17 protein-coding genes are annotated in these 17,611 nt (G+C 57.3%); 4 read left to right on the forward strand and 13 right to left on the reverse strand.

All coding sequences use genetic code 11. The features are described 5' to 3' along the window. Positions 1-81 precede the first annotated feature (81 nt). The gene (gene flk, locus URZ40_RS19275) at positions 82-1,086 is read left to right on the forward strand and encodes a flagella biosynthesis regulator Flk (protein WP_116338516.1); all 1,005 of its coding nucleotides are present in this window, start codon (positions 82-84) and stop codon (positions 1,084-1,086) included. A gap of 89 nt (positions 1,087-1,175) precedes the next feature. Here flk and URZ40_RS19280 read toward each other — a convergent pair whose 3' ends face one another. Together URZ40_RS19280 and fabB are read right to left on the reverse strand one after the other, a co-directional pair. After that, complete coding sequence (locus URZ40_RS19280) at positions 1,176-2,354, reverse strand: MFS transporter (RefSeq protein WP_320720995.1); 1,179 nt, start codon at positions 2,352-2,354, stop codon at positions 1,176-1,178. A 67-nt stretch (positions 2,355-2,421) separates the two neighbouring features. Then, complete coding sequence (gene fabB / locus URZ40_RS19285) at positions 2,422-3,639, reverse strand: beta-ketoacyl-ACP synthase I (protein ID WP_014832795.1); 1,218 nt, start codon at positions 3,637-3,639, stop codon at positions 2,422-2,424. Between the two features lie 158 nt (positions 3,640-3,797). On the opposite strand from fabB, the gene mnmC reads away from it, so the two are divergent. Next, positions 3,798-5,795, forward strand: coding sequence for a bifunctional tRNA (5-methylaminomethyl-2-thiouridine)(34)-methyltransferase MnmD/FAD-dependent 5-carboxymethylaminomethyl-2-thiouridine(34) oxidoreductase MnmC (gene mnmC / locus URZ40_RS19290; RefSeq protein ID WP_320720996.1), 1,998 nt, complete (start codon positions 3,798-3,800; stop codon positions 5,793-5,795). Between the two features lie 64 nt (positions 5,796-5,859). Here mnmC and URZ40_RS19295 read toward each other — a convergent pair whose 3' ends face one another. The 6 genes from URZ40_RS19295 to prmB are packed head-to-tail and all read right to left on the reverse strand — an operon-like array spanning position 5,860 to position 10,408. Beyond that, positions 5,860-6,135 carry a YfcL family protein gene (locus tag URZ40_RS19295; RefSeq protein WP_028013966.1) on the reverse strand — a complete coding sequence of 92 codons (276 nt, stop codon included), beginning with the start codon at positions 6,133-6,135 and terminating at the stop codon, positions 5,860-5,862. Between the two features lie 13 nt (positions 6,136-6,148). Then, complete coding sequence (locus tag URZ40_RS19300; protein ID WP_192983222.1) at positions 6,149-6,694, reverse strand: elongation factor P hydroxylase; 546 nt, start codon at positions 6,692-6,694, stop codon at positions 6,149-6,151. After that, complete coding sequence (locus URZ40_RS19305) at positions 6,694-7,503, reverse strand: sulfite exporter TauE/SafE family protein (RefSeq protein ID WP_008502609.1); 810 nt, start codon at positions 7,501-7,503, stop codon at positions 6,694-6,696. The genes URZ40_RS19300 and URZ40_RS19305 overlap by 1 nt, the downstream gene beginning before the upstream one ends. Further along, a complete protein-coding gene (mepA, locus tag URZ40_RS19310) occupies positions 7,503-8,327 on the reverse strand; it encodes a penicillin-insensitive murein endopeptidase (RefSeq protein WP_320720997.1) in 825 nt (274 codons plus the stop codon). Before mepA ends, URZ40_RS19305 begins: the two co-directional genes overlap by 1 nt. Positions 8,328-8,329: 2 nt before the next feature. Further along, complete coding sequence (gene aroC, locus URZ40_RS19315; protein ID WP_116338504.1) at positions 8,330-9,415, reverse strand: chorismate synthase; 1,086 nt, start codon at positions 9,413-9,415, stop codon at positions 8,330-8,332. A 60-nt stretch (positions 9,416-9,475) separates the two neighbouring features. Continuing rightward, positions 9,476-10,408, reverse strand: coding sequence for a 50S ribosomal protein L3 N(5)-glutamine methyltransferase (gene prmB / locus URZ40_RS19320; protein WP_039023972.1), 933 nt, complete (start codon positions 10,406-10,408; stop codon positions 9,476-9,478). A 145-nt stretch (positions 10,409-10,553) separates the two neighbouring features. Between prmB and smrB the strand changes: the two genes are divergently transcribed. Then, a complete protein-coding gene (smrB, locus tag URZ40_RS19325; RefSeq protein WP_008502613.1) occupies positions 10,554-11,105 on the forward strand; it encodes an endonuclease SmrB in 552 nt (183 codons plus the stop codon). Between the two features lie 46 nt (positions 11,106-11,151). On the opposite strand, the gene sixA is transcribed toward smrB, so the two are convergent. The 4 genes from sixA to URZ40_RS19345 form a co-directional block, all read right to left on the reverse strand. Continuing rightward, positions 11,152-11,637 (reverse strand): phosphohistidine phosphatase SixA, encoded by a 486-nt coding sequence (gene sixA / locus URZ40_RS19330; protein WP_003861375.1) that lies wholly within the window; start codon positions 11,635-11,637, stop codon positions 11,152-11,154. A 209-nt stretch (positions 11,638-11,846) separates the two neighbouring features. After that, positions 11,847-13,994, reverse strand: a complete 2,148-nt coding sequence (fadJ, locus tag URZ40_RS19335) for a fatty acid oxidation complex subunit alpha FadJ (protein ID WP_320720998.1) — start codon at positions 13,992-13,994, stop codon at positions 11,847-11,849. Beyond that, positions 13,994-15,304 (reverse strand): acetyl-CoA C-acyltransferase FadI, encoded by a 1,311-nt coding sequence (fadI, locus tag URZ40_RS19340; protein ID WP_116338500.1) that lies wholly within the window; start codon positions 15,302-15,304, stop codon positions 13,994-13,996. The genes fadJ and fadI overlap by 1 nt, the downstream gene beginning before the upstream one ends. Before the next feature lie 225 nt (positions 15,305-15,529). Then, a complete protein-coding gene (locus URZ40_RS19345; protein WP_023294142.1) occupies positions 15,530-15,814 on the reverse strand; it encodes a YfcZ/YiiS family protein in 285 nt (94 codons plus the stop codon). A gap of 372 nt (positions 15,815-16,186) precedes the next feature. On the opposite strand from URZ40_RS19345, the gene fadL reads away from it, so the two are divergent. After that, complete coding sequence (gene fadL, locus URZ40_RS19350; protein WP_116338498.1) at positions 16,187-17,467, forward strand: long-chain fatty acid transporter FadL; 1,281 nt, start codon at positions 16,187-16,189, stop codon at positions 17,465-17,467. 46 nt (positions 17,468-17,513) lie between these two features. On the opposite strand, the gene URZ40_RS19355 is transcribed toward fadL, so the two are convergent. Then, on the reverse strand, positions 17,514-17,611 hold a 98-nt coding region (locus URZ40_RS19355; RefSeq protein WP_228265688.1), incomplete at its 5' end, for a hypothetical protein.

Here is a 17,611-nt window from a genome sequence, read left to right on the forward strand (position 1 = left end):
GCCAAGTGTGCCATAATCTGGCCGCCAGGCATATACGTATACCTGGTTTACGCTGAGTTTTGACTTTAAGGATTTTTGACGATGCAGCCCATTTCAGGTACGCCGCCACGCCCTCCGGGTGAAGGCCCTGTCACGCCAAACGTTGCCGGTGAACAGCCGCTATCCACGCAACAGCGCACCGTGCTGGAGCGACTGATCACGCGCCTGATTGCGCTGACTTCACAACAAAATGCGGAAGTCTGGGCCGGGGTAAAGCATGACTTAGGCGTGAGGAACGACGCACCGCTGCAGTCGCGTCATTTCCCTGCCGCTGAGCAAAATCTCAACCAGCGTATTACGACTGCGCAGCAAAACCACACCACGCGTCAGATTGTCACACAGCTGACCGAACTGCTGGGCCAGGGAAATAATCGTCAGGCTGTCAGTGACTTTATCCGTCAGCAGTATGGCCAGACCGCCCTGAGCCAGCTTACGCCAGACCAGCTTAAAACCGTGCTGACGTTGTTGCAGAACAATCAGTTGTCTATTCCGCAGCCTCAGGTGCGCCCGTCAACCGAGCGCCCGCTGCAGCCTGCCGAGCACAATACGCTGAACCAGATGGTAACCAAACTGGCTGCCGCTACCGGCGAGTCGACGAAGCTTATCTGGCAATCCATGCTTGAACTGTCCGGCGTGAAGGCGGGTGAGCTGATACCGGCCAGGCAGTTTACCCATCTGGTGACCTGGCTTCAGGCGCGCCAGACGCTCAGCACCCAGAGTGCCCCTACCCTGCATACCGTTCAGGCGGCGCTTAAACAGCCGCTGGAGCCGCACGAGTTCGAGGTGATTCGGGATTACGCCCAGCAGAACTGGCAGGCCACGCCGCAAACGGTGCTGACCACCGCGCAGGTGCAGGATCTGCTCAATCAAATCTTCGTTCGCCGCGCAGAGCGGGAAGGCGGCGTGCCGGAGGTAAGAAACGTTCAGCCGATCTACAGCCCGCTGTTTGCCCCCGTTGTGGAGACGTTCAGAACGCTCTCTGCCCGTCCGGGATTAATGTTTATTGCGTTATTGATTGCGCTGGCGATTTTCTGGCTGGTTGCCTGAGGATTTGCCCGGTGGCGCTACGCTTACCGGGCCTACAACGGCTCGAACCGTAGGCCGGGTAAGGCGCAGCCGCCACCCGGCGACAACAGTTAATTTCTGCGAAACGCCATCAGCGTCACCACGATCCCCACCACCGCAGAAACCGCGCCGGCCAGGAAGACGGACGGGTAGCCAAACGAGGTGGCTAACAGCCCGGCCAGCGGCCCGGTTACCCCGTATGAGATATCCTGAAACGCCGCGTAGCCGCCCAGCGCCGTACCGCGTACCTGCGGCGCCACGCGCTTCACCACCTCAACGCCCAGCGCCGGGAAGATCAGCGAACAGCCGCAGCCGGTGAGCGCGGCACCAAGCAGCGCAACGGAGGCGACCGGCGCCTGCCAGAGCAGCACCAGCCCAATGGTTTCAATCACCAGCGACGCCACCGCCACCTTAACTCCGCCAAAGCGATCCGGCATCCAGCCGAACAGGACGCGCATCAGGACAAACGCGCCGCCAAAGGCAGTCAGCGTAAAGCCCGCCATTGCCCAGCCGCGGCTCATGAAATAGAGGGAAACGAAGGTACCAATCACCGCGAAGCCTACTCCCTGAAGCGCCAGCCCGAGCCCTGGCTGCCAGATTTGCCCCACCACACTCCACAGCGAAGGACGTTCGCCTTTATGGGCGGGCACCTTGCGTACCGAACCGTTAAAAACCCACGCCAGCAGCGGTAATACCATGGTGGTTGCTGCCAGTACCGCAAAACCAAACTGGCTGTGGATCAGCAAACCCAGCGGCGCGCCTGCAGCCAGTGCGCCATAAATCGCCATCCCGTTCCAGGACATCACTTTGCCGGAGCGCGCAGGCCCCACCAGCCCCATGCCCCAGGTCAGTGTGCCGGTCAGCAGTTGGCTTTCACCGAAGCCAAGGATTAAGCGCCCCGCCACCAGCAGCGCAAATTTATACGCGGCATCGACCGACAGGAGAGCGGCCAGCAGCCACGCGCCGCCCGCCAGCCCGCAAGCGAACATCCCCTGCAACGCCGAGCGTTTTGCACCGTGCTGATCGGCCAGCCGTCCTGCGTAGCCGCGGGTTAATACCGTGGCTAAAAACTGAATGCCCACGGCAATGCCGACCATGGTGTTGCCATAGCCGAGTTCCTGATGAACGAACAGCGGGATCACCGGCAGCGGCAGGCCAACGGTCATATAGGTCAGAAATACCGCAAAGGCGATACGGAAAAGAGAAAGGTTCCCGGAAGGAGTGCCCTTCTCGGGGGTAACAGCCTTCATGCATAACTCCGTGTTCAGGCATAAAAAAAGGAGCCTTCCGGCTCCCTTCTATTATACATTCAAACGCTTATGCTTTCAGCTTGCGCATAACCAGCGTGGCGTTGGTGCCGCCGAAACCGAAGCTGTTGGACATGACGGTGGTCAGCGTCGCTTCCGTTGGTTTGGTCACGATGTTCAGGCCAGCCGCCTGCTCGTCCATCTCTTCGATGTTGATGCTTGGAGCGATAAAGCCGTTTTCCAGCATCAGCAGAGAGTAGATCGCTTCCTGCACGCCTGCCGCACCCAGAGAGTGACCGGTCATAGCTTTGGTTGCAGAGATAGCCGGGCTGTTGTCGCCGAACACTTCACGGATTGCGCCCAGCTCTTTCACGTCGCCTACCGGAGTAGAGGTACCGTGGGAGTTCAGGTAGTCGATTGGGGTATCAACGCCGTGCATCGCCATCTTCATGCAGCGCACCGCGCCTTCGCCGGATGGCGCAACCATGTCGGCGCCGTCAGACGTTGCACCGTAGCCCACGATTTCAGCGTAGATGTGCGCGCCGCGCGCCAGGGCATGCTCCAGCTCTTCAACCACAACCATACCGCCGCCGCCCGCGATGACGAAACCGTCACGGTGCGCGTCATAGGTACGGGAGGCTTTGTCTGGGGTTTCATTGTACTTGGTGGACAGTGCGCCCATCGCGTCGAACTCACAGGCCATTTCCCAGCCCAGCTCTTCGCCGCCGCCGGCAAATACAATGTCCTGTTTACCCAGTTGGATCTGCTCAACAGCATTACCGATACAGTGCGCGGAAGTCGCACACGCGGAACTGATGGAGTAGTTCACACCGTGGATTTTGAACGGGGTCGCCAGGCACGCGGAAACCGCAGAACCCATGGCTTTAGTCACCACATACGGACCTACCGCTTTCAGACCACGCGGGCTGCGCATAGCATCAGCACCGAATACCTGCGCTTTTGATGAGCCGCCGGAACCAGCAATCAGGCCCACGCGCGGGTTGTTCTGATAAACCTCTTCACTCAGGCCAGAATCTTTGATCGCTTCCTGCATGGAGAGATAAGCATAAATAGAGGCATCGTTCATGAAACGAACCACTTTACGGTCAATCAAACCGGTGGTGTCCAGTTTGACGTTACCCCATACGTGGCTACGCATACCTGAATCTTTAAACTCTTCAGAGAAAGTGATCCCGGAGCGTCCTTCACGCAGAGATGCCAGGACTTCCTGCTGGTTATTACCGATGCTGGAAACAATGCCCAGGCCAGTAATCACTGCACGTTTCATTCAATACCTCTGTAAGTCGCACTATAAAAAGTTTCGAGTCGCACAATAGCGTACACTTGTACGCCGAACAAGTCCGATCAGACATTTTCTGCGGAAATTTGCACCGATGGACTCACATCGTTAAGATCGTGCCACTGCCTGTCAGACGAGTAACTTACGTGAAACAAAACGCTATACAACCCGCCAACCTCGAATTTAACGCTGAGGGTACACCTGTTTCCCGAGATTTTGATGACGTCTATTTTTCTAATGATAACGGACTCGAAGAAACGCGCTATGTTTTCCTCGACGGAAACCAGCTCAGCACCCGCTTCCCGGTGCACCCGCGGAGCCTGTTTGTGGTCGCGGAAAGCGGATTCGGCACCGGGCTGAATTTTTTAACCCTCTGGCAGGCGTTTGACCAGTTTCACGCTGCACACCCTGAGGCTACGCTACAAAGATTACATTTCGTCAGTTTTGAAAAATTCCCGCTCACTTTGCATGATTTGCAGCTCGCACATCAGCACTGGCCGGAGCTGGCAACCTGGGCAGAACAGCTTCAGGCGCAATGGCCACCGGCCGTGGGTGGGTGCCATCGTCTGATTCTGGACGGTGGACGCGTAACCCTGGATTTATGGCTGGGCGACATTAACGAGCTTACCGATAAGCTCGACGATTCGATGAATCAGAAAGTGGACGCCTGGTTCCTGGACGGTTTTGCCCCTGCCAAAAACCCGGACATGTGGAGCCAGCATCTGTTTACCGCGATGGCGCGTCTGGCCCGCCCGGGCGCTACGCTCGCCACCTTTACCTCGGCAGGTTTTGTCCGCCGCGGATTGCAGGAGGCGGGCTTTACCATGCGTAAAACCAAGGGGTTTGGCCGCAAGCGCGACATGCTGGTCGGTACGATGGAACAGACGTTGAATGTTCCCGCTCAGGCACCCTGGTTTTCCCGTCCCGCCAGCGCATCACGCGAGGCGGCGATAGTCGGCGGGGGGATCGCCAGCGCCCTGCTGTCCCTCGCACTTCTCCACCGTGGCTGGCAGGTCACGCTCTATTGCGCCGATGCAGCACCGGCAACGGGTGCTTCAGGCAACCGTCAGGGCGCGCTTTATCCTCTGCTGAGCGCGCACGACCCGGCGCTGTTCCAGTTTTTCCCGGCGGCGTTTACGTTTGCTCGTCGCCTGTACGATCTTCTGCCTGTTGATTTTGACCACGACTGGTGCGGCGTAACGCAGCTCGGCTGGGATGAGAAGAGCCAGCAAAAAATCGCGCAAATGCTGTCGCTGGGCCTGCCGGAGGCGATCGCCCGCGCGGTCACTGCGCAGCAGGTTGCTGAAACTGCGGGCGTCGACGCGGGCTGCGGCGGAATACAGTATCCGCTCGGCGGCTGGCTGTGCCCGGCTGAACTGACCGCGGCGGTCATAGCCCTGGCCCAGTCACGCGGGTTGACGGTGCACTATGCCCACAAGGTTGAATCACTTAGCCGGACAGAACGCTGGAATCTGCGTTTTGCTGATGGCAAAGCGGCGCAGCACGCCAGCGTTGTGCTGGCAAACGGACATAACATCAGCCAGTTTATCCAGACAGAAACATTGCCGGTTTATCAGGTCGGCGGCCAGGTAAGCCATATCCCAACCGCGCCCGAACTGAGCAAGTTGCGCCAGGTGCTGTGCTATGACGGCTATCTGACGCCGCAAAATCCCTCTAACGGCCATCACTGCATCGGGGCGAGCTATCATCGAGGCGAAACGGAGATGCGCTACAGCGACGCGGACCAGCAGCAGAACCGCCAGCGTCTGATTGACTGTTTCCCGAACGCGGCGTGGGCGAAAGAGGTGGACGTCAGTGAGGGTGAAGCGCGCTGCGGCGTGCGCTGCGCCACGCGTGACCACCTGCCGATGGCAGGGAGCGTGCCGGACTATGAGGCAACGCTTGCGGCCTATCAGGATCTGGCTGAAAACCGGGATTCGGCGGTAAGCGCGCCGGTTTATCCGGAGCTGTTTATGCTCGGCGGACTGGGATCGAGGGGATTGTGCTCTGCGCCGCTGCTGGCAGAAGTGTTAGCCGCGCAGATGAGCGATGAGCCGGTTCCGCTGGACAGAATCACGCTTGCGGGACTCAACCCAAATCGACTGTGGGTACGGAAACTGCTGAAGGGGAAGAAGGTTAAGTAGGGTGCGGTCGAATCCCCTCACCCTGACCCTCTCCCCAAGGGGAGAGGGAAGAGCAGGCGGCGGCTTAGCGTTTAGCCTGCTGGAACAAATTGTCCCACATGCCCAGCACCAGAGACTGGTCGCGCGGAGAGAGCTCCCCGGCGAGAATGGCTTTTTCCAGGCTGCGAGTGACTTCAGCGTGAACGGCGTCGGCAGAGTGATCGTCACCCGCTTCCAGCTCAGCTACCGCCAGCGTCAGGTGACCACGCAGATAACCGCTGGCGAACAGCTCATCGTCACTGGCGTGTTCCACCATGTCATCAATTAACGCCAGAATGCGTGATTCAAATTCTGCGATCATCTTCTTTCCTCTGTTAAAGATCTTCCGGCCAAGGGAAGCATTCCGCCGTGATAACCGGCGTGTGGTAATAATTCTGTAAGGCCTCGATCAGGCGTGCCGGACGCTCCGGGATGCCTTTCTCAAGATACTCCATCACCTGCGCGTGAACGCGGCGCTGGAAGACGATACGGTCTGGCTCGAAGTCGCCTTCAAGATTGTCACAGCTCACGTTGAACGGGAAGCCTGCCGCCACGCAGAACAGCCATTCCAGCGCCTGCGGCTTCACTTCCACGTCTTCAAACTGACCCTGTGTCGCAGCATCGCGCCCGTCCGGGCAGTACCAGTAACCGAAGTCCACCAGCTCGCGACGCGCTTTCCCCGCGATGCACCAGTGCGAAATCTCGTGCAAGCCGCTGGCGTAAAAGCCGTGGGCAAAGACGATGCGGTTATACGGAACCTCTGCATCAGCAGGAAGATAGATCGGTTCGTCGTCGCCTTTAATCAGACGGGTATTAAAATCATCAGCAAAACAGCCGTTAAAGATCTCAATCAGCTGTTCGTATTTATGCGTACTGTTCATTAGTGCATCCCCAACCAGGTGAGGATCTCCTGTCCATGGCTGTCATAAAGAAGTTTGGCGCTCATCACTGCCGAAACGATAACAATCATCGGGCGGATCAGCTTTTGCCCTTTGCTTAATACCAGGCGCGAGCCCGCGCGCGCGCCCAAAAACTGCCCTGCCATCATCACAAAGCCGGTTGCCCAGATAACCTTGCCGCCGATGATAAACAGCAGCAGACCGCCGACGTTTGAGGTCGCGTTAAGCACCTTGGCGTGAGCGGTAGATTTGGCGAGGTTAAACCCGGCCAGCGTCACGAAAGCCAGCGCGTAAAATGAACCGGCACCCGGGCCAAAGAAACCGTCGTAAAAACCGACGCAGCCACCGGCAATCAGCGCAAACGGCAGGCCGTGCAGACGACGCTGCCTGTCTTCTTCACCGAGCTTCGGCATCAGTAAGAAATACAGGCCAATGCAGATAACCAGAACCGGCAGGATCTGGCGCAAAATATCGGACTGCACGTGCTGCACCAGCAGCGCGCCCGACGTGGAGCCGATAAAGGTCATCAGGATATTGAGCTTCTGATCGGCCAGGCTCACCACCTTACGGCGGATAAAATAGAGCGACGCGGAGAGCGAGCCGCCGCAGGCCTGAAGCTTGTTGGTGGCAAGCGCCTGTGCCGGGCTCATGCCTGCCGCCAGCAGCGCGGGCACGGTTAACAGCCCGCCGCCGCCCGCGAGCGCATCGATAAAACCGGCCAGCATGGCCACGAAGAACAGCACCACCAGCAGCAGCGGTGACACCATAAACAGATCGACGAAATTATCCATTAAAGTACATGCTCATCCAGTAGCGCCTGGCAGGAAGGCGGCAACGGAGGCGGTGTCTTCTTCTCAGGCTTAGAGGTTCCAGGTTTTGGTGGCTCAAACCAGCTTTGCAGTTCCGCACCACAGCCATCGCCTGGCGGAGGTAAGGGCTGATCTTCACATTCCAGGCTGTTCGCCGGGCAGCGCAGACGAACGTGCATATGCGCACGATGCTGGAACCACGGGCGCACTTTGCGCAGCCAGTCGCGGTCGGTTCCGGCATCCAGACAGAGCTGCTGCTTGATGGCAGGGTTGACGAAAATCCGCGTAACGTCGTTATCTTCTGCCGCCAGCTTGATCATGCTGGAAATCTCCGGTGACCATCGGGAAGCAACAACCCGTTTGCCGTCGCCCGACACTAAATCCAGCGCCTGCGGTTTCAGCAGTTGCGCAGACGTCCAGCGCGTTTTCGGCAGCTGCAGGAAGATATCGACATCCAGGCCGGTCTGGTGGCTGGCGTGTCCACCGTTAAAACGGCCCCCGGCAGGCATCCCCATGTCGCCAATCAGCATCGTGCCCAACCCCAGGTTATGCACCTGGTTCCCCAGTCGCTGAATGAACAGCACCAGGTCAGGGTGGCCGAAGTAACGACGCTGATCGGTACGCATCACCTGATACGTATCCGATTGCAGCGGCAGCTCCTGCGCGCCCACGATACAGCCGTTAGAGAAGGCGCCGATGGACTGCGCGCTTCCCGCCACCGGATGGGTGATTTTTTGCCACGGCGTGGCGGCCAGACTGGCTCCACTGGCGAGCAGCGCCAGCAGAGCAATTGCGGTTTTTTTCATGTTTACCAGCGTGGAATGGTGGTCGTCACGTCCGCATTTTGCGCGCGCTGGCGCAGGAAGTGATCCATCAGCACGATCGCCAGCATCGCTTCCGCGATCGGCACCGCGCGGATCCCCACGCACGGATCGTGACGTCCTTTGGTGATCATCTCAACTTCTTCGCCTGAGCGGTTAATCGTGTGGCCCGGCACGGTGATGCTGGAGGTCGGCTTCAGCGCGATGTTGGCAATAATCTGCTGCCCGCTGCTGATCCCGCCGAGAATGCCGCCCGCATGGTTGCTCTGGAAGCCCGCCTTCGTGATTTCGTCGCGGTTCTGGCTGCCGCGAAGCGCCACCACGTCGAAGCCGTCGCCAATCTCAACGCCCTTCACCGCGTTGATGCTCATCAGCGCGTGGGCGATGTCAGCGTCGAGACGGTCAAATACCGGCTCGCCCCAGCCCGCCGGAACGCCGTCAGCCACCACGGTGACTTTCGCACCGATGGAGTCGCCCTCTTTTTTAAGGCCGCGCATCAGTTCGTCCAGCGCTTCAAGCTTGTCTGCATCGGCGCAGAAGAACGGATTCTGCTCGACCTGATCCCAGTCTTTGATCGCCAGTGGAATGTCGCCCATCTGGGTCAGACAGCCGCGGATAACGATGCCAAATTTCTGCTGCAGGTATTTCTTGGCAATCGCCCCTGCCGCCACGCGCATCGCGGTTTCACGCGCGGAAGAACGCCCGCCACCGCGATAGTCGCGGAAGCCGTACTTTTGTTCGTAGGTGTAGTCGGCATGGCCCGGACGGAAGACGTCTTTGATCGCGCCGTAGTCCTGAGAACGCTGATCGGTGTTTTCAATCAGCAGACCGATGCTGGTCCCGGTGGTGCGGCCTTCAAAGACGCCAGAGAGAATTTTGACCTGGTCCGGCTCGCGACGCTGCGTGGTGTAGCGAGAGGTACCCGGACGACGGCGGTCAAGGTCGTGCTGTAAATCGGCTTCGGTCAGTTCGATGCCTGGCGGTACGCCATCAACGATACAGCCCAGCGCCAGCCCGTGCGACTCGCCAAAGGTGGTCACGCGGAATAACTGTCCAATACTGTTTCCTGCCATCACGGCTCCGATGTTGTTGTTTGTGTTTGAGCGTTGTGAAACGGGCCGAAGCCCGCGGGATTAATCTTTATAAATGCTGAAGTGTTCGCGCGCGTCGAGCAGCTGCGCTTTGGTCAGCATAAAGACGCCGTCACCGCCGTTGTCGAACTCAAGCCAGGTGAACGGCACATCCGGGTACTGCTCTATCAGATGTACCATGCTGTTGCCCACTTCACAAATCAGAACGCCGTCATCGGTCAGATAATCCGGCGCGCAGGCCAGAATGCGGCGGGTCAGCTTCAGGCCGTCAGAGCCTGACGCCAGACCCAGCTCCGGCTCGTGACGATATTCGTTCGGCAGATCGGACATGTCTTCCGCATCGACGTACGGCGGGTTAGTGACGATCAGATCGTACTGCAGGGTCGGCAGGTCGCGGAACAGGTCAGAGCGAATTGGCGTGACGTGATGGATCAGGCCGTGCTCTTCAATGTTGTGTTCGGTCACGGCCAGCGCGTCGGTGGAGATATCGACGGCGTCCACTTCGGCTTCCGGGAAGGCGTAGGCGCAGGCAATCGCGATACAGCCGCTGCCGGTGCACATATCGAGAATGTGCTGAGGCTGATGGCCGATCAGGCCGTCAAAGTGGTTGTTGATCAGCTCACCAATCGGCGAACGCGGTACCAGCACGCGTTCATCGACGTAAAACTCGTGGCCGCAGAACCAGGCTTTGTTGGTCAGGTAGGCGACCGGAATGCGCTCGTTTACGCGGCGGATCACGCGCTCAACGATGCGGTGTTTTTCGCTGGAGGTCAGGCGCGCGGTGCGCATGTCTTCCGGAATGTCCAGCGGCAGGTAAAGAGACGGCAGCACCAGCTGAACGGCCTCGTCCCACGGGTTGTCGGTACCGTGACCGTACCAGATATTGGCGGCGCTGAAGCGGCTAACCGACCAGCGCAACATGTCCTGTATGGTATGCAGCTCGTTTACTGCTTCATCGACAAATATTTTATCCACTCTTTCCTCCAGGGCATGCTCGCATAATTTTCGGCGGCTAGTTTGCCATGAAGACGGCGATAAATCAGCAATGACGCGTACCGCTTGAGGTTAAAAAATGCGTTTAGTCGGGTACACTATCGGAAATACGAGATGAGAATGACGAATGAAAAAGAAAACATCGCTCAGCGAGGAGGATCAGGCTCTCTTCCGCCAGCTGATGACCGGGACGCGTAAAATCGCGCAGGACACGATTGTCCACCGCCCGCAGCGTAAAAAAATCAGCGAAGTACCGGTCAAACGGCTGCTGCAGGAGCAGGCGGATAACAGCCACTATTTTTCAGATGAATTTCAGCCGCTGCTCAATACGCAAGGGGCTGTGAAGTACGTGCGCGAAGACGTCAGCCATTTTGAGCTGAAAAAGTTACGCCGGGGAGATTATTCGCCGGAGCTGTTTCTCGATCTGCACGGTTTAACGCAGATGCAGGCGAAACAGGAGTTGGGCGCGTTGATTGCCGCCTGTCGCCGCGAACACGTTTTTTGCGCTTGCGTGATGCACGGCCACGGTAAACATATTCTGAAGCAACAGACGCCGCTGTGGCTGGCTCAGCACCCACACGTGATGGCGTTTCATCAGGCACCGAAAGAGTACGGCGGAGATGCCGCATTGCTGGTCTTGATTGAAGTTGAGGAGTGGCAGCCGCCAGAGTTACCCTGACAGAAGGGCGGGAAACACGTAGTACCCCGCCCTGTCACACGTCACGTCAGATCGCTTTTGCCATCTTCAGGTTGCACGGACTCATTTGCCAGTTGAAGACCCCTTTGCCGGTTTCGTCGAGGGTAACGTTGGCAATGGCGGAAGTGGTGAACATTGGCGGCGTTTCGCCCGGGCACAGCTCAGATACCAGATAGCCGACCAGCGGCAGGTGGGAAATGACCAGTGCGGAAGCGACACCTTCGTTGCACAGCGCCTGAAGATAAGCGCTGACAAGGCCGACATCACCGCATGGCGTCAGTTCGGGTAAAACATCCACACTGGATGGCAGGTTCATACACTCCCCCACCACGTCCAGCGTCTGTTCTGCCCGCAGGAACGGACTCACCAGAACGCGTTCAATGTCCACTTTTTGACCTTTAAGCCATGTAGCCATCTGACGGGATTCGTCGCAGCCACAGACGGTTAAAGGACGTACTGAGTCACTGGCGGCATCGAGTGCCGCGTCGCCGTGACGCATGATAAAAACTTGCATATTGCACCGCTTTTGTTAACCAGAATCACCGGCGTTAACTACCCGCGATTAATGCTCTGAGGTAGAAAACCCGATGGCCGGGCATTGTGCCTGATCCATTCGGTGAATGAAACGCTGTTTTTTACCTCAATGGCGTAAGTATAGTCAATCTCTGTTTACAAAATCGCCAGAACAGGTTCGTTCACCTCAGGATTTACCCTTCTTTGACTTCAGTTTACGAAATCAGTTTCCCTTGCAGGCCAGAATGTCTGGCCGCGCTCCGCCATCTGCAATAATTCGTCACACGGTGTAAACCGCGGACCGTATTGCGAGGCCAGACGTTGCAGAATGGCAACCACTTCACCCGCGCCGAGAGTATCCATGTAGCGGAACGGACCGCCAAGGAACGGCGGGAAACCAATACCAAATACCGCGCCGATGTCGCCATCGCGCGCGCTCTTGACCACCTGTTCACCAAAGCAGCGCGCCGCTTCATTGAGCATCATCATGACGCAACGTTCAGCGCACTGAACGGCAGACAGTTTTCCCTGACCGGTGACCGAAATAAGCCCATAAACCGAAGGGTCGACCTGTTTCTTGCTTTTACGCCCTTTCGCGCCGTAAAGATAGAAACCGCGTTCATTTTTTCTGCCTTTGCGATCGTCCTTCAAAATTGCAGAAACAATGTTTGCAGGCGGGGTAAAACGATCGCCGTATGCGGCTTCCAGCACAGGTATAATTTTAGTGCCGGTGTCTATTCCCACCTCATCCAAAAGTTGGATTGGGCCAACGGGGAAACCAAACTTTACCAGCGCCTCGTCGACGTGCTCGATTTTCTCCCCTTCCGTCAGCAGCCGCATCGCTTCGTTAATATACGGTGCCAGAATACGGTTGACGTAGAAGCCGGCCTTGTCCGCGACCACAATCGGGGTTTTGCCCTGCTTTTTCGCCAGCTTCACCACGGTGGCGATGGTTCGCGGGCTGGTCGTGGCGTGCGGGATCACCTCCACCAGAGGCATTTTTTCTACAGGACTGAAAAAGTGCAGCCCAATCACCTGCTCCGGCCGAGCAGCTTTCGCCGCGATATCGCCAATCGGTAAAGACGAGGTGTTTGAGGCGAAAATGGTGTGCGGCGCGCAGTGTTGCTCAACGTCAGCCACCATCTGCTGCTTAAGCGCCAGGTCTTCAAATACGGCTTCAATTACCAGGTCCCGGTGCGCAAAACCGCTGTAATCAGTCGTGCCGGAGATCGTCGCCAGGGTTTTATCACGCTCGCTTGCCTTGATATGGCGGCGTTTGACCTTCTGATCAAGGTTCTGCCAGCTGTACTGCAGCGCATGGTTGATGCCCTTCGCATTGATGTCTTTGATGCGCACGGGCAATTTGCCTTTGCTGGCGGTAACAAACGCGATGCCGCCGCCCATCAGCCCACCGCCCAGCACGCCAATAGCACGCAGTGGAGCAGGCTCTGCCTCGCTGCCGGGATCTTTTTTCACCTCGGTACTGGCGAAGAAGATGCTGCGCAATGCCTGTGACTGTGGCGTCATCGCCAGCTCGCCAAAGGCTTTGGCTTCAGCGGCATAGCCGCTGCTGCTTCCCTGCGACAGCCCGGTTTCGATCACTTCCAGGATCCGCTTTGCCGCCGGATAGTTGCCTTTGGTTTTTTGTTCAGTCTTTTTGCCCACCATGTTGAACAGGAGCGCACGCCCCAGTGGCCCTGCCAGCACGCGCTCGCGTACGGAGAGAGGACGCTTTGCCTGCCGCCCTTTCAGCGCAAGCTCAACGGCGGCCTCCAGTAAAATGGAGTGCGGCACCACGTCATCGACCAGACCGGATTTCAGCGCCTGACGCGCGCGCAGCTGCTTGCCGGTTAAAATCATCTCCAGGGCGGTGCTGACCCCCACCAGGCGAGGCAAACGCTGCGTGCCGCCGGAGCCCGGTAAGAGGCCTAACTGCACTTCTGGCAACCCTAAAACAGTTTTCGGATCGTCAGTGCAAATGCGGCTGTGGCAGGCTAATGCCAGCTCCAGCCCACCGCCCAGACAGGCACCGTGGATCGCGGCAATAACCGGGATCGGCAGCGCGTGGATCTCGGCCATCACCTGCTGGCCCTGACGCGCCAGGTCTTCTGCTTCCTGGGCGCTTTTCGCTCGGGCGATCATGTTGATATCGGCGCCGGCAATAAAGTTATCCGGCTTGGCAGAGATAAAGACCAGGCCACGGACGGCTTTGTTGTCGCGGATCTGCTTTAACATCCCGCGCACCTGAACACCAAATTCGGCCTTCAGGGTATTCATCTTTTCATCAGGCACATCAATAGTGATAACAGCCACGTTATCGAAGCGAACCGTCAGGTTAAATGCAGATGTCATATCCATTATTCAGCCTCCAGAACCATTGCTGCGCCAAGTCCGCCCGCCGCGCAGGCGGTAACGAGGCCAAACCCGCCGCCGCGGCGTCGTAGCTCGTGTAATGTTTGGGTGATCATACGTGCGCCCGTGGCTGCGAACGGATGGCCGTAGGCAATCGAGCCCCCCAATACGTTGAATTTGCTCTGATCCACTTCGCCAGTGGCATGGGCGCGGCCCAGCACGTCGCGCGCGAAACGCTCGCTTGCCAGCAGCTGGACGTTTGCCAGAGTTTGCGCGGCAAAGGCTTCGTGCATATCAATCAGGGTTAAATCTCCCAGCGTCAGCCCCGCGCGATCCAGCGCCAGCGGCGTGGACCAGGCCGGACCCAGCAGCATGTCCTGCCAGACATCAATGGCGGTGAAGGCATAGCTGCGCAAATAGCCCAGGGGGGTAATGCCAAGCTCCTTCGCGCGGGATTCCGTCATCAGGATAACGGCGGCAGCCCCATCGGTGAGCGGCGTACTGTTGGCCGCCGTCACGGTGCCGTGCTTGCGGTCAAACGCCGGGCGCAGTTTGGCGTAATCCGCCAGCGTCGAGGTGCCGCGAATATTGTTATCTTCCGCGAGCGGTTCACGGTAGGGCGGAATATAGGCGGTCATCACCTCATCGGTGAGCTTGCCTTCCGACCAGGCTTTCGCTGCCAGCTGATGCGAGCGATGGGCCAGAGCATCCTGCTGCTCGCGGGTGATACCGTAGGTTTTGGCCATCTGCTCGGCAGTATCGCCCATTCGCAGGCCTGTGGAGTACTCTGCTACGGCAGGTGGCACGGGCATAAGGTCGCGCAGGCGTAAACGCGAGAAGAGTTTGAGCTTCGCACCGGTGGTACGGGCTTTATTGGCATCCACCAGAATGCGGGCCAGTTTTTTACTGACGCCAATCGGCAGTACGGAGGAAGAATCGGCGCCACCTGCGATCCCGGCGCGAATAGTGCCCGCCATCAGGCTTTCCGCCACGTTTGCTACCGCCTGGAAGCTGGTCGCGCACGCGCGGCTGACGCTGTAGGCGTCGGTGTGAACGTTCATGCCGGTACCGAGAACAATTTCCCGCGCAATGTTGGGGGCTTCAGGCATCTGTACGACCTGGCCGAAGACCAGCTGTTCGATGACCTCAGGCGGGATTTCGCTGCGAGCCAGCATCTCCCCCACTACCATTTTCCCCAGATCGACAGCAGGAATACCGTGAAACGCCGTCGCCTGACGCGCAAACGGCGTACGCAGTCCGCTGACAATGGCAATGCGGTCACCCTGTCGGGTGATTAGCGGTAATGCCTGACTCATAACCTTCCCCTGTGAAAAATTTTACATGAATATAAAGTGGTCTGACCTGATAACAGTCTTAACCATTTTTTTACATTCAGCCAATCAGGGAAGCATAAAAATGCGAGCTAAAACACAGAGAAGAAAAAGAAAATGCCCCAGGGAAAAAGCAAAACGGTAACCCACAGGTTACCGTTTTTAGTGTTTGCTCCCTCTCCCGTGGGAGAGGGCACCAGATCGCAGGAATTAACGCAGGCCTAACTGGAAAATCAGCGTTTCAGCTTCGCAGGCAAACACAAAGTCGATATCCAGCTTCACGCCGCCTTCCACTTCAGTGAAGGTAGATTTGATTTCACACGGATCGGACTCCACATCACGCGCGCGCTTGCTTAGCGCGGCCAGCGTTTCTTCGGCTTCGGCGCGGTTGGTGAACACACGGCTGTAAGACGCGGTGCAATCGGAGTTGTCCATGATGGTGCCAACATCCATACAGCAGCAAACCGGGGTTTCATCAGCACTGCATTTACTCATAGCTCAATTTCCTCTGTATTCGCGCAGCGCGCGAGATAAACACGATGCTGATATTTTACGCCCCAGCGCTGGCTCTCTCCAGCCGTTAATGGCGCAAAATCGGATAAGTGACCGATATCACACTAAAAAATGATCTAAAACAAAAACCACCCTTTTGGGTGAGCCGCGATGGTCACAATTTTGCCAACCAGATCTCGTTTCAAGAAACATGTTTGAAAATATTAATAAACAAACTTGCAACATTCCGGCTGGTCGGACCTATACTCTGGCCACTGGTCTGATTTGTCTGTCATACCTCAGACCCTACACTTCGCGCTCCTGTTACGGTATGTAACAATTATTGAATAAAAATAACTCAATGAGGTTATGGTCATGAGCCAGAAAACCCTGTTCAACAAGACTGCGCTGGCAGTCGCAGTGGCAATCGTCTCTACTTCCGCCTGGTCAGCGGGCTTTCAGCTAAACGAATTTTCTTCCTCTGGCCTTGGCCGTGCGTATTCAGGGGAAGGTGCAATCGCTGATGATGCTGGTAACGCAAGCCGTAACCCTGCATTAATCATGATGTTCGATCGCCCGACCTTCTCTGCTGGTGCGGTGTATATCGATCCTGATGTCAACATTTCCGGCACGTCACCTTCTGGTGCGAGCCTGAAAGCAGATAACATTGCGCCAACGGCGTGGGTCCCTAACCTGCACTTCGTTGCACCAATCAATGAACAATTTGGCTGGGGCGCATCCGTCACGTCTAACTATGGCCTTGCTACCGAGTTCAACAACAACTACCCGGCAGGCGAATACGGCGGTAAAACAGACCTGACAACGCTGAACCTGAACCTGAGCGGTGCTTATCGTCTGAACGACAGCTGGAGCTTCGGTCTGGGCTTTGATGCCGTCTACGCCGATGCAAAAATTGAGCGTTACTCCGGAGAACAGACGGCTCGCCTGCCGAAAAACAGCAACAAAATTGCCAGCCTGAAAGGCGATGAGTGGGGCTATGGCTGGAACGCCGGTATTCTGTACGAGCTGGACAAAAACAACCGTTGGGGCCTGACCTATCGTTCCGAAGTGAAAATTGACTTCGACGGCGATTACAAGAGCGGCATCCTGGCGCCAGTCAACAGCCTGGTTCCTGGCGCGGGTACCACCATCCCGTGGGGGACTTCCGGTCAAACTGTCCCTGGTTCACTGTCACTGCATCTGCCAGAAATGTGGGAAGTCTCCGGTTACAACCGGGTTGCGCCGCAGTGGGCTATTCACTATAGCCTGGCCTATACCAGCTGGAGCCAGTTCCAGGAGCTGAAAGCGACCGGCACCAACGGTCAAACGCTGTTCTATAAGGACGAGAGTTTCCACGACGCCTATCGTATTGCGTTGGGTACAACCTATTATATGGATGACAACTGGACGTTCCGTACCGGTATCGCATTCGATGATAGCCCGGTACCGGCTGATAAGCGCTCCATCTCCATTCCGGATCAGGACCGCTTCTGGGTGAGTGCTGGCGCAACCTACGCGTTCAACGAAAATGCTTCTGTCGATGCGGGCGTGTCTTATATGCATGGTCAGAAAGTGACCTTCAAGGAAGGTCCGTACGAATTTACCTCTGAAGGTAAAGCCTGGCTGTTCGGTACTAACTTCAACTACGCGTTCTAATCGCGCAGGGATCAAAAAAGGTGAGCGTTGCTCTAATGCCAGTCAGTTAAGCAACTGACTGGCTTTTTTTCGGGGCTGTGGGGTATCTCCAGGGCCTTTCCTTTACCACCCTCGGGAAGGCCCTTTCCCTTCTTGTCGGCAACT

Origin of the sequence: Enterobacter sp. 296B2 (assembly GCF_034106185.1) — a bacterium.
GTDB classification, from domain to species: Bacteria; Pseudomonadota; Gammaproteobacteria; order Enterobacterales; family Enterobacteriaceae; genus Enterobacter; species Enterobacter cloacae_N.

Excerpts from the sequence above, each read along its gene's own strand:
- smrB (WP_008502613.1), top strand. The coding sequence starts at position 10,554 with ATGAAAAAGAAAACATCGCTCAGCGAGGAGGATCAGGCTCTCTTCCGC.
- fadI (WP_116338500.1), bottom strand. The coding sequence starts at position 15,304 with ATGAGTCAGGCATTACCGCTAATCACCCGACAGGGTGACCGCATTGCC.
- fadL (WP_116338498.1), top strand. The coding sequence starts at position 16,187 with ATGAGCCAGAAAACCCTGTTCAACAAGACTGCGCTGGCAGTCGCAGTG.
- URZ40_RS19280 (WP_320720995.1), bottom strand. The coding sequence starts at position 2,354 with ATGAAGGCTGTTACCCCCGAGAAGGGCACTCCTTCCGGGAACCTTTCT.
- URZ40_RS19345 (WP_023294142.1), bottom strand. The coding sequence starts at position 15,814 with ATGAGTAAATGCAGTGCTGATGAAACCCCGGTTTGCTGCTGTATGGAT.
- URZ40_RS19305 (WP_008502609.1), bottom strand. The coding sequence starts at position 7,503 with ATGGATAATTTCGTCGATCTGTTTATGGTGTCACCGCTGCTGCTGGTG.
- flk (WP_116338516.1), top strand. The coding sequence starts at position 82 with ATGCAGCCCATTTCAGGTACGCCGCCACGCCCTCCGGGTGAAGGCCCT.
- sixA (WP_003861375.1), bottom strand. The coding sequence starts at position 11,637 with ATGCAAGTTTTTATCATGCGTCACGGCGACGCGGCACTCGATGCCGCC.
- fabB (WP_014832795.1), bottom strand. The coding sequence starts at position 3,639 with ATGAAACGTGCAGTGATTACTGGCCTGGGCATTGTTTCCAGCATCGGT.
- URZ40_RS19295 (WP_028013966.1), bottom strand. The coding sequence starts at position 6,135 with ATGATCGCAGAATTTGAATCACGCATTCTGGCGTTAATTGATGACATG.
- aroC (WP_116338504.1), bottom strand. The coding sequence starts at position 9,415 with ATGGCAGGAAACAGTATTGGACAGTTATTCCGCGTGACCACCTTTGGC.
- URZ40_RS19300 (WP_192983222.1), bottom strand. The coding sequence starts at position 6,694 with ATGAACAGTACGCATAAATACGAACAGCTGATTGAGATCTTTAACGGC.
- mepA (WP_320720997.1), bottom strand. The coding sequence starts at position 8,327 with ATGAAAAAAACCGCAATTGCTCTGCTGGCGCTGCTCGCCAGTGGAGCC.
- fadJ (WP_320720998.1), bottom strand. The coding sequence starts at position 13,994 with ATGGATATGACATCTGCATTTAACCTGACGGTTCGCTTCGATAACGTG.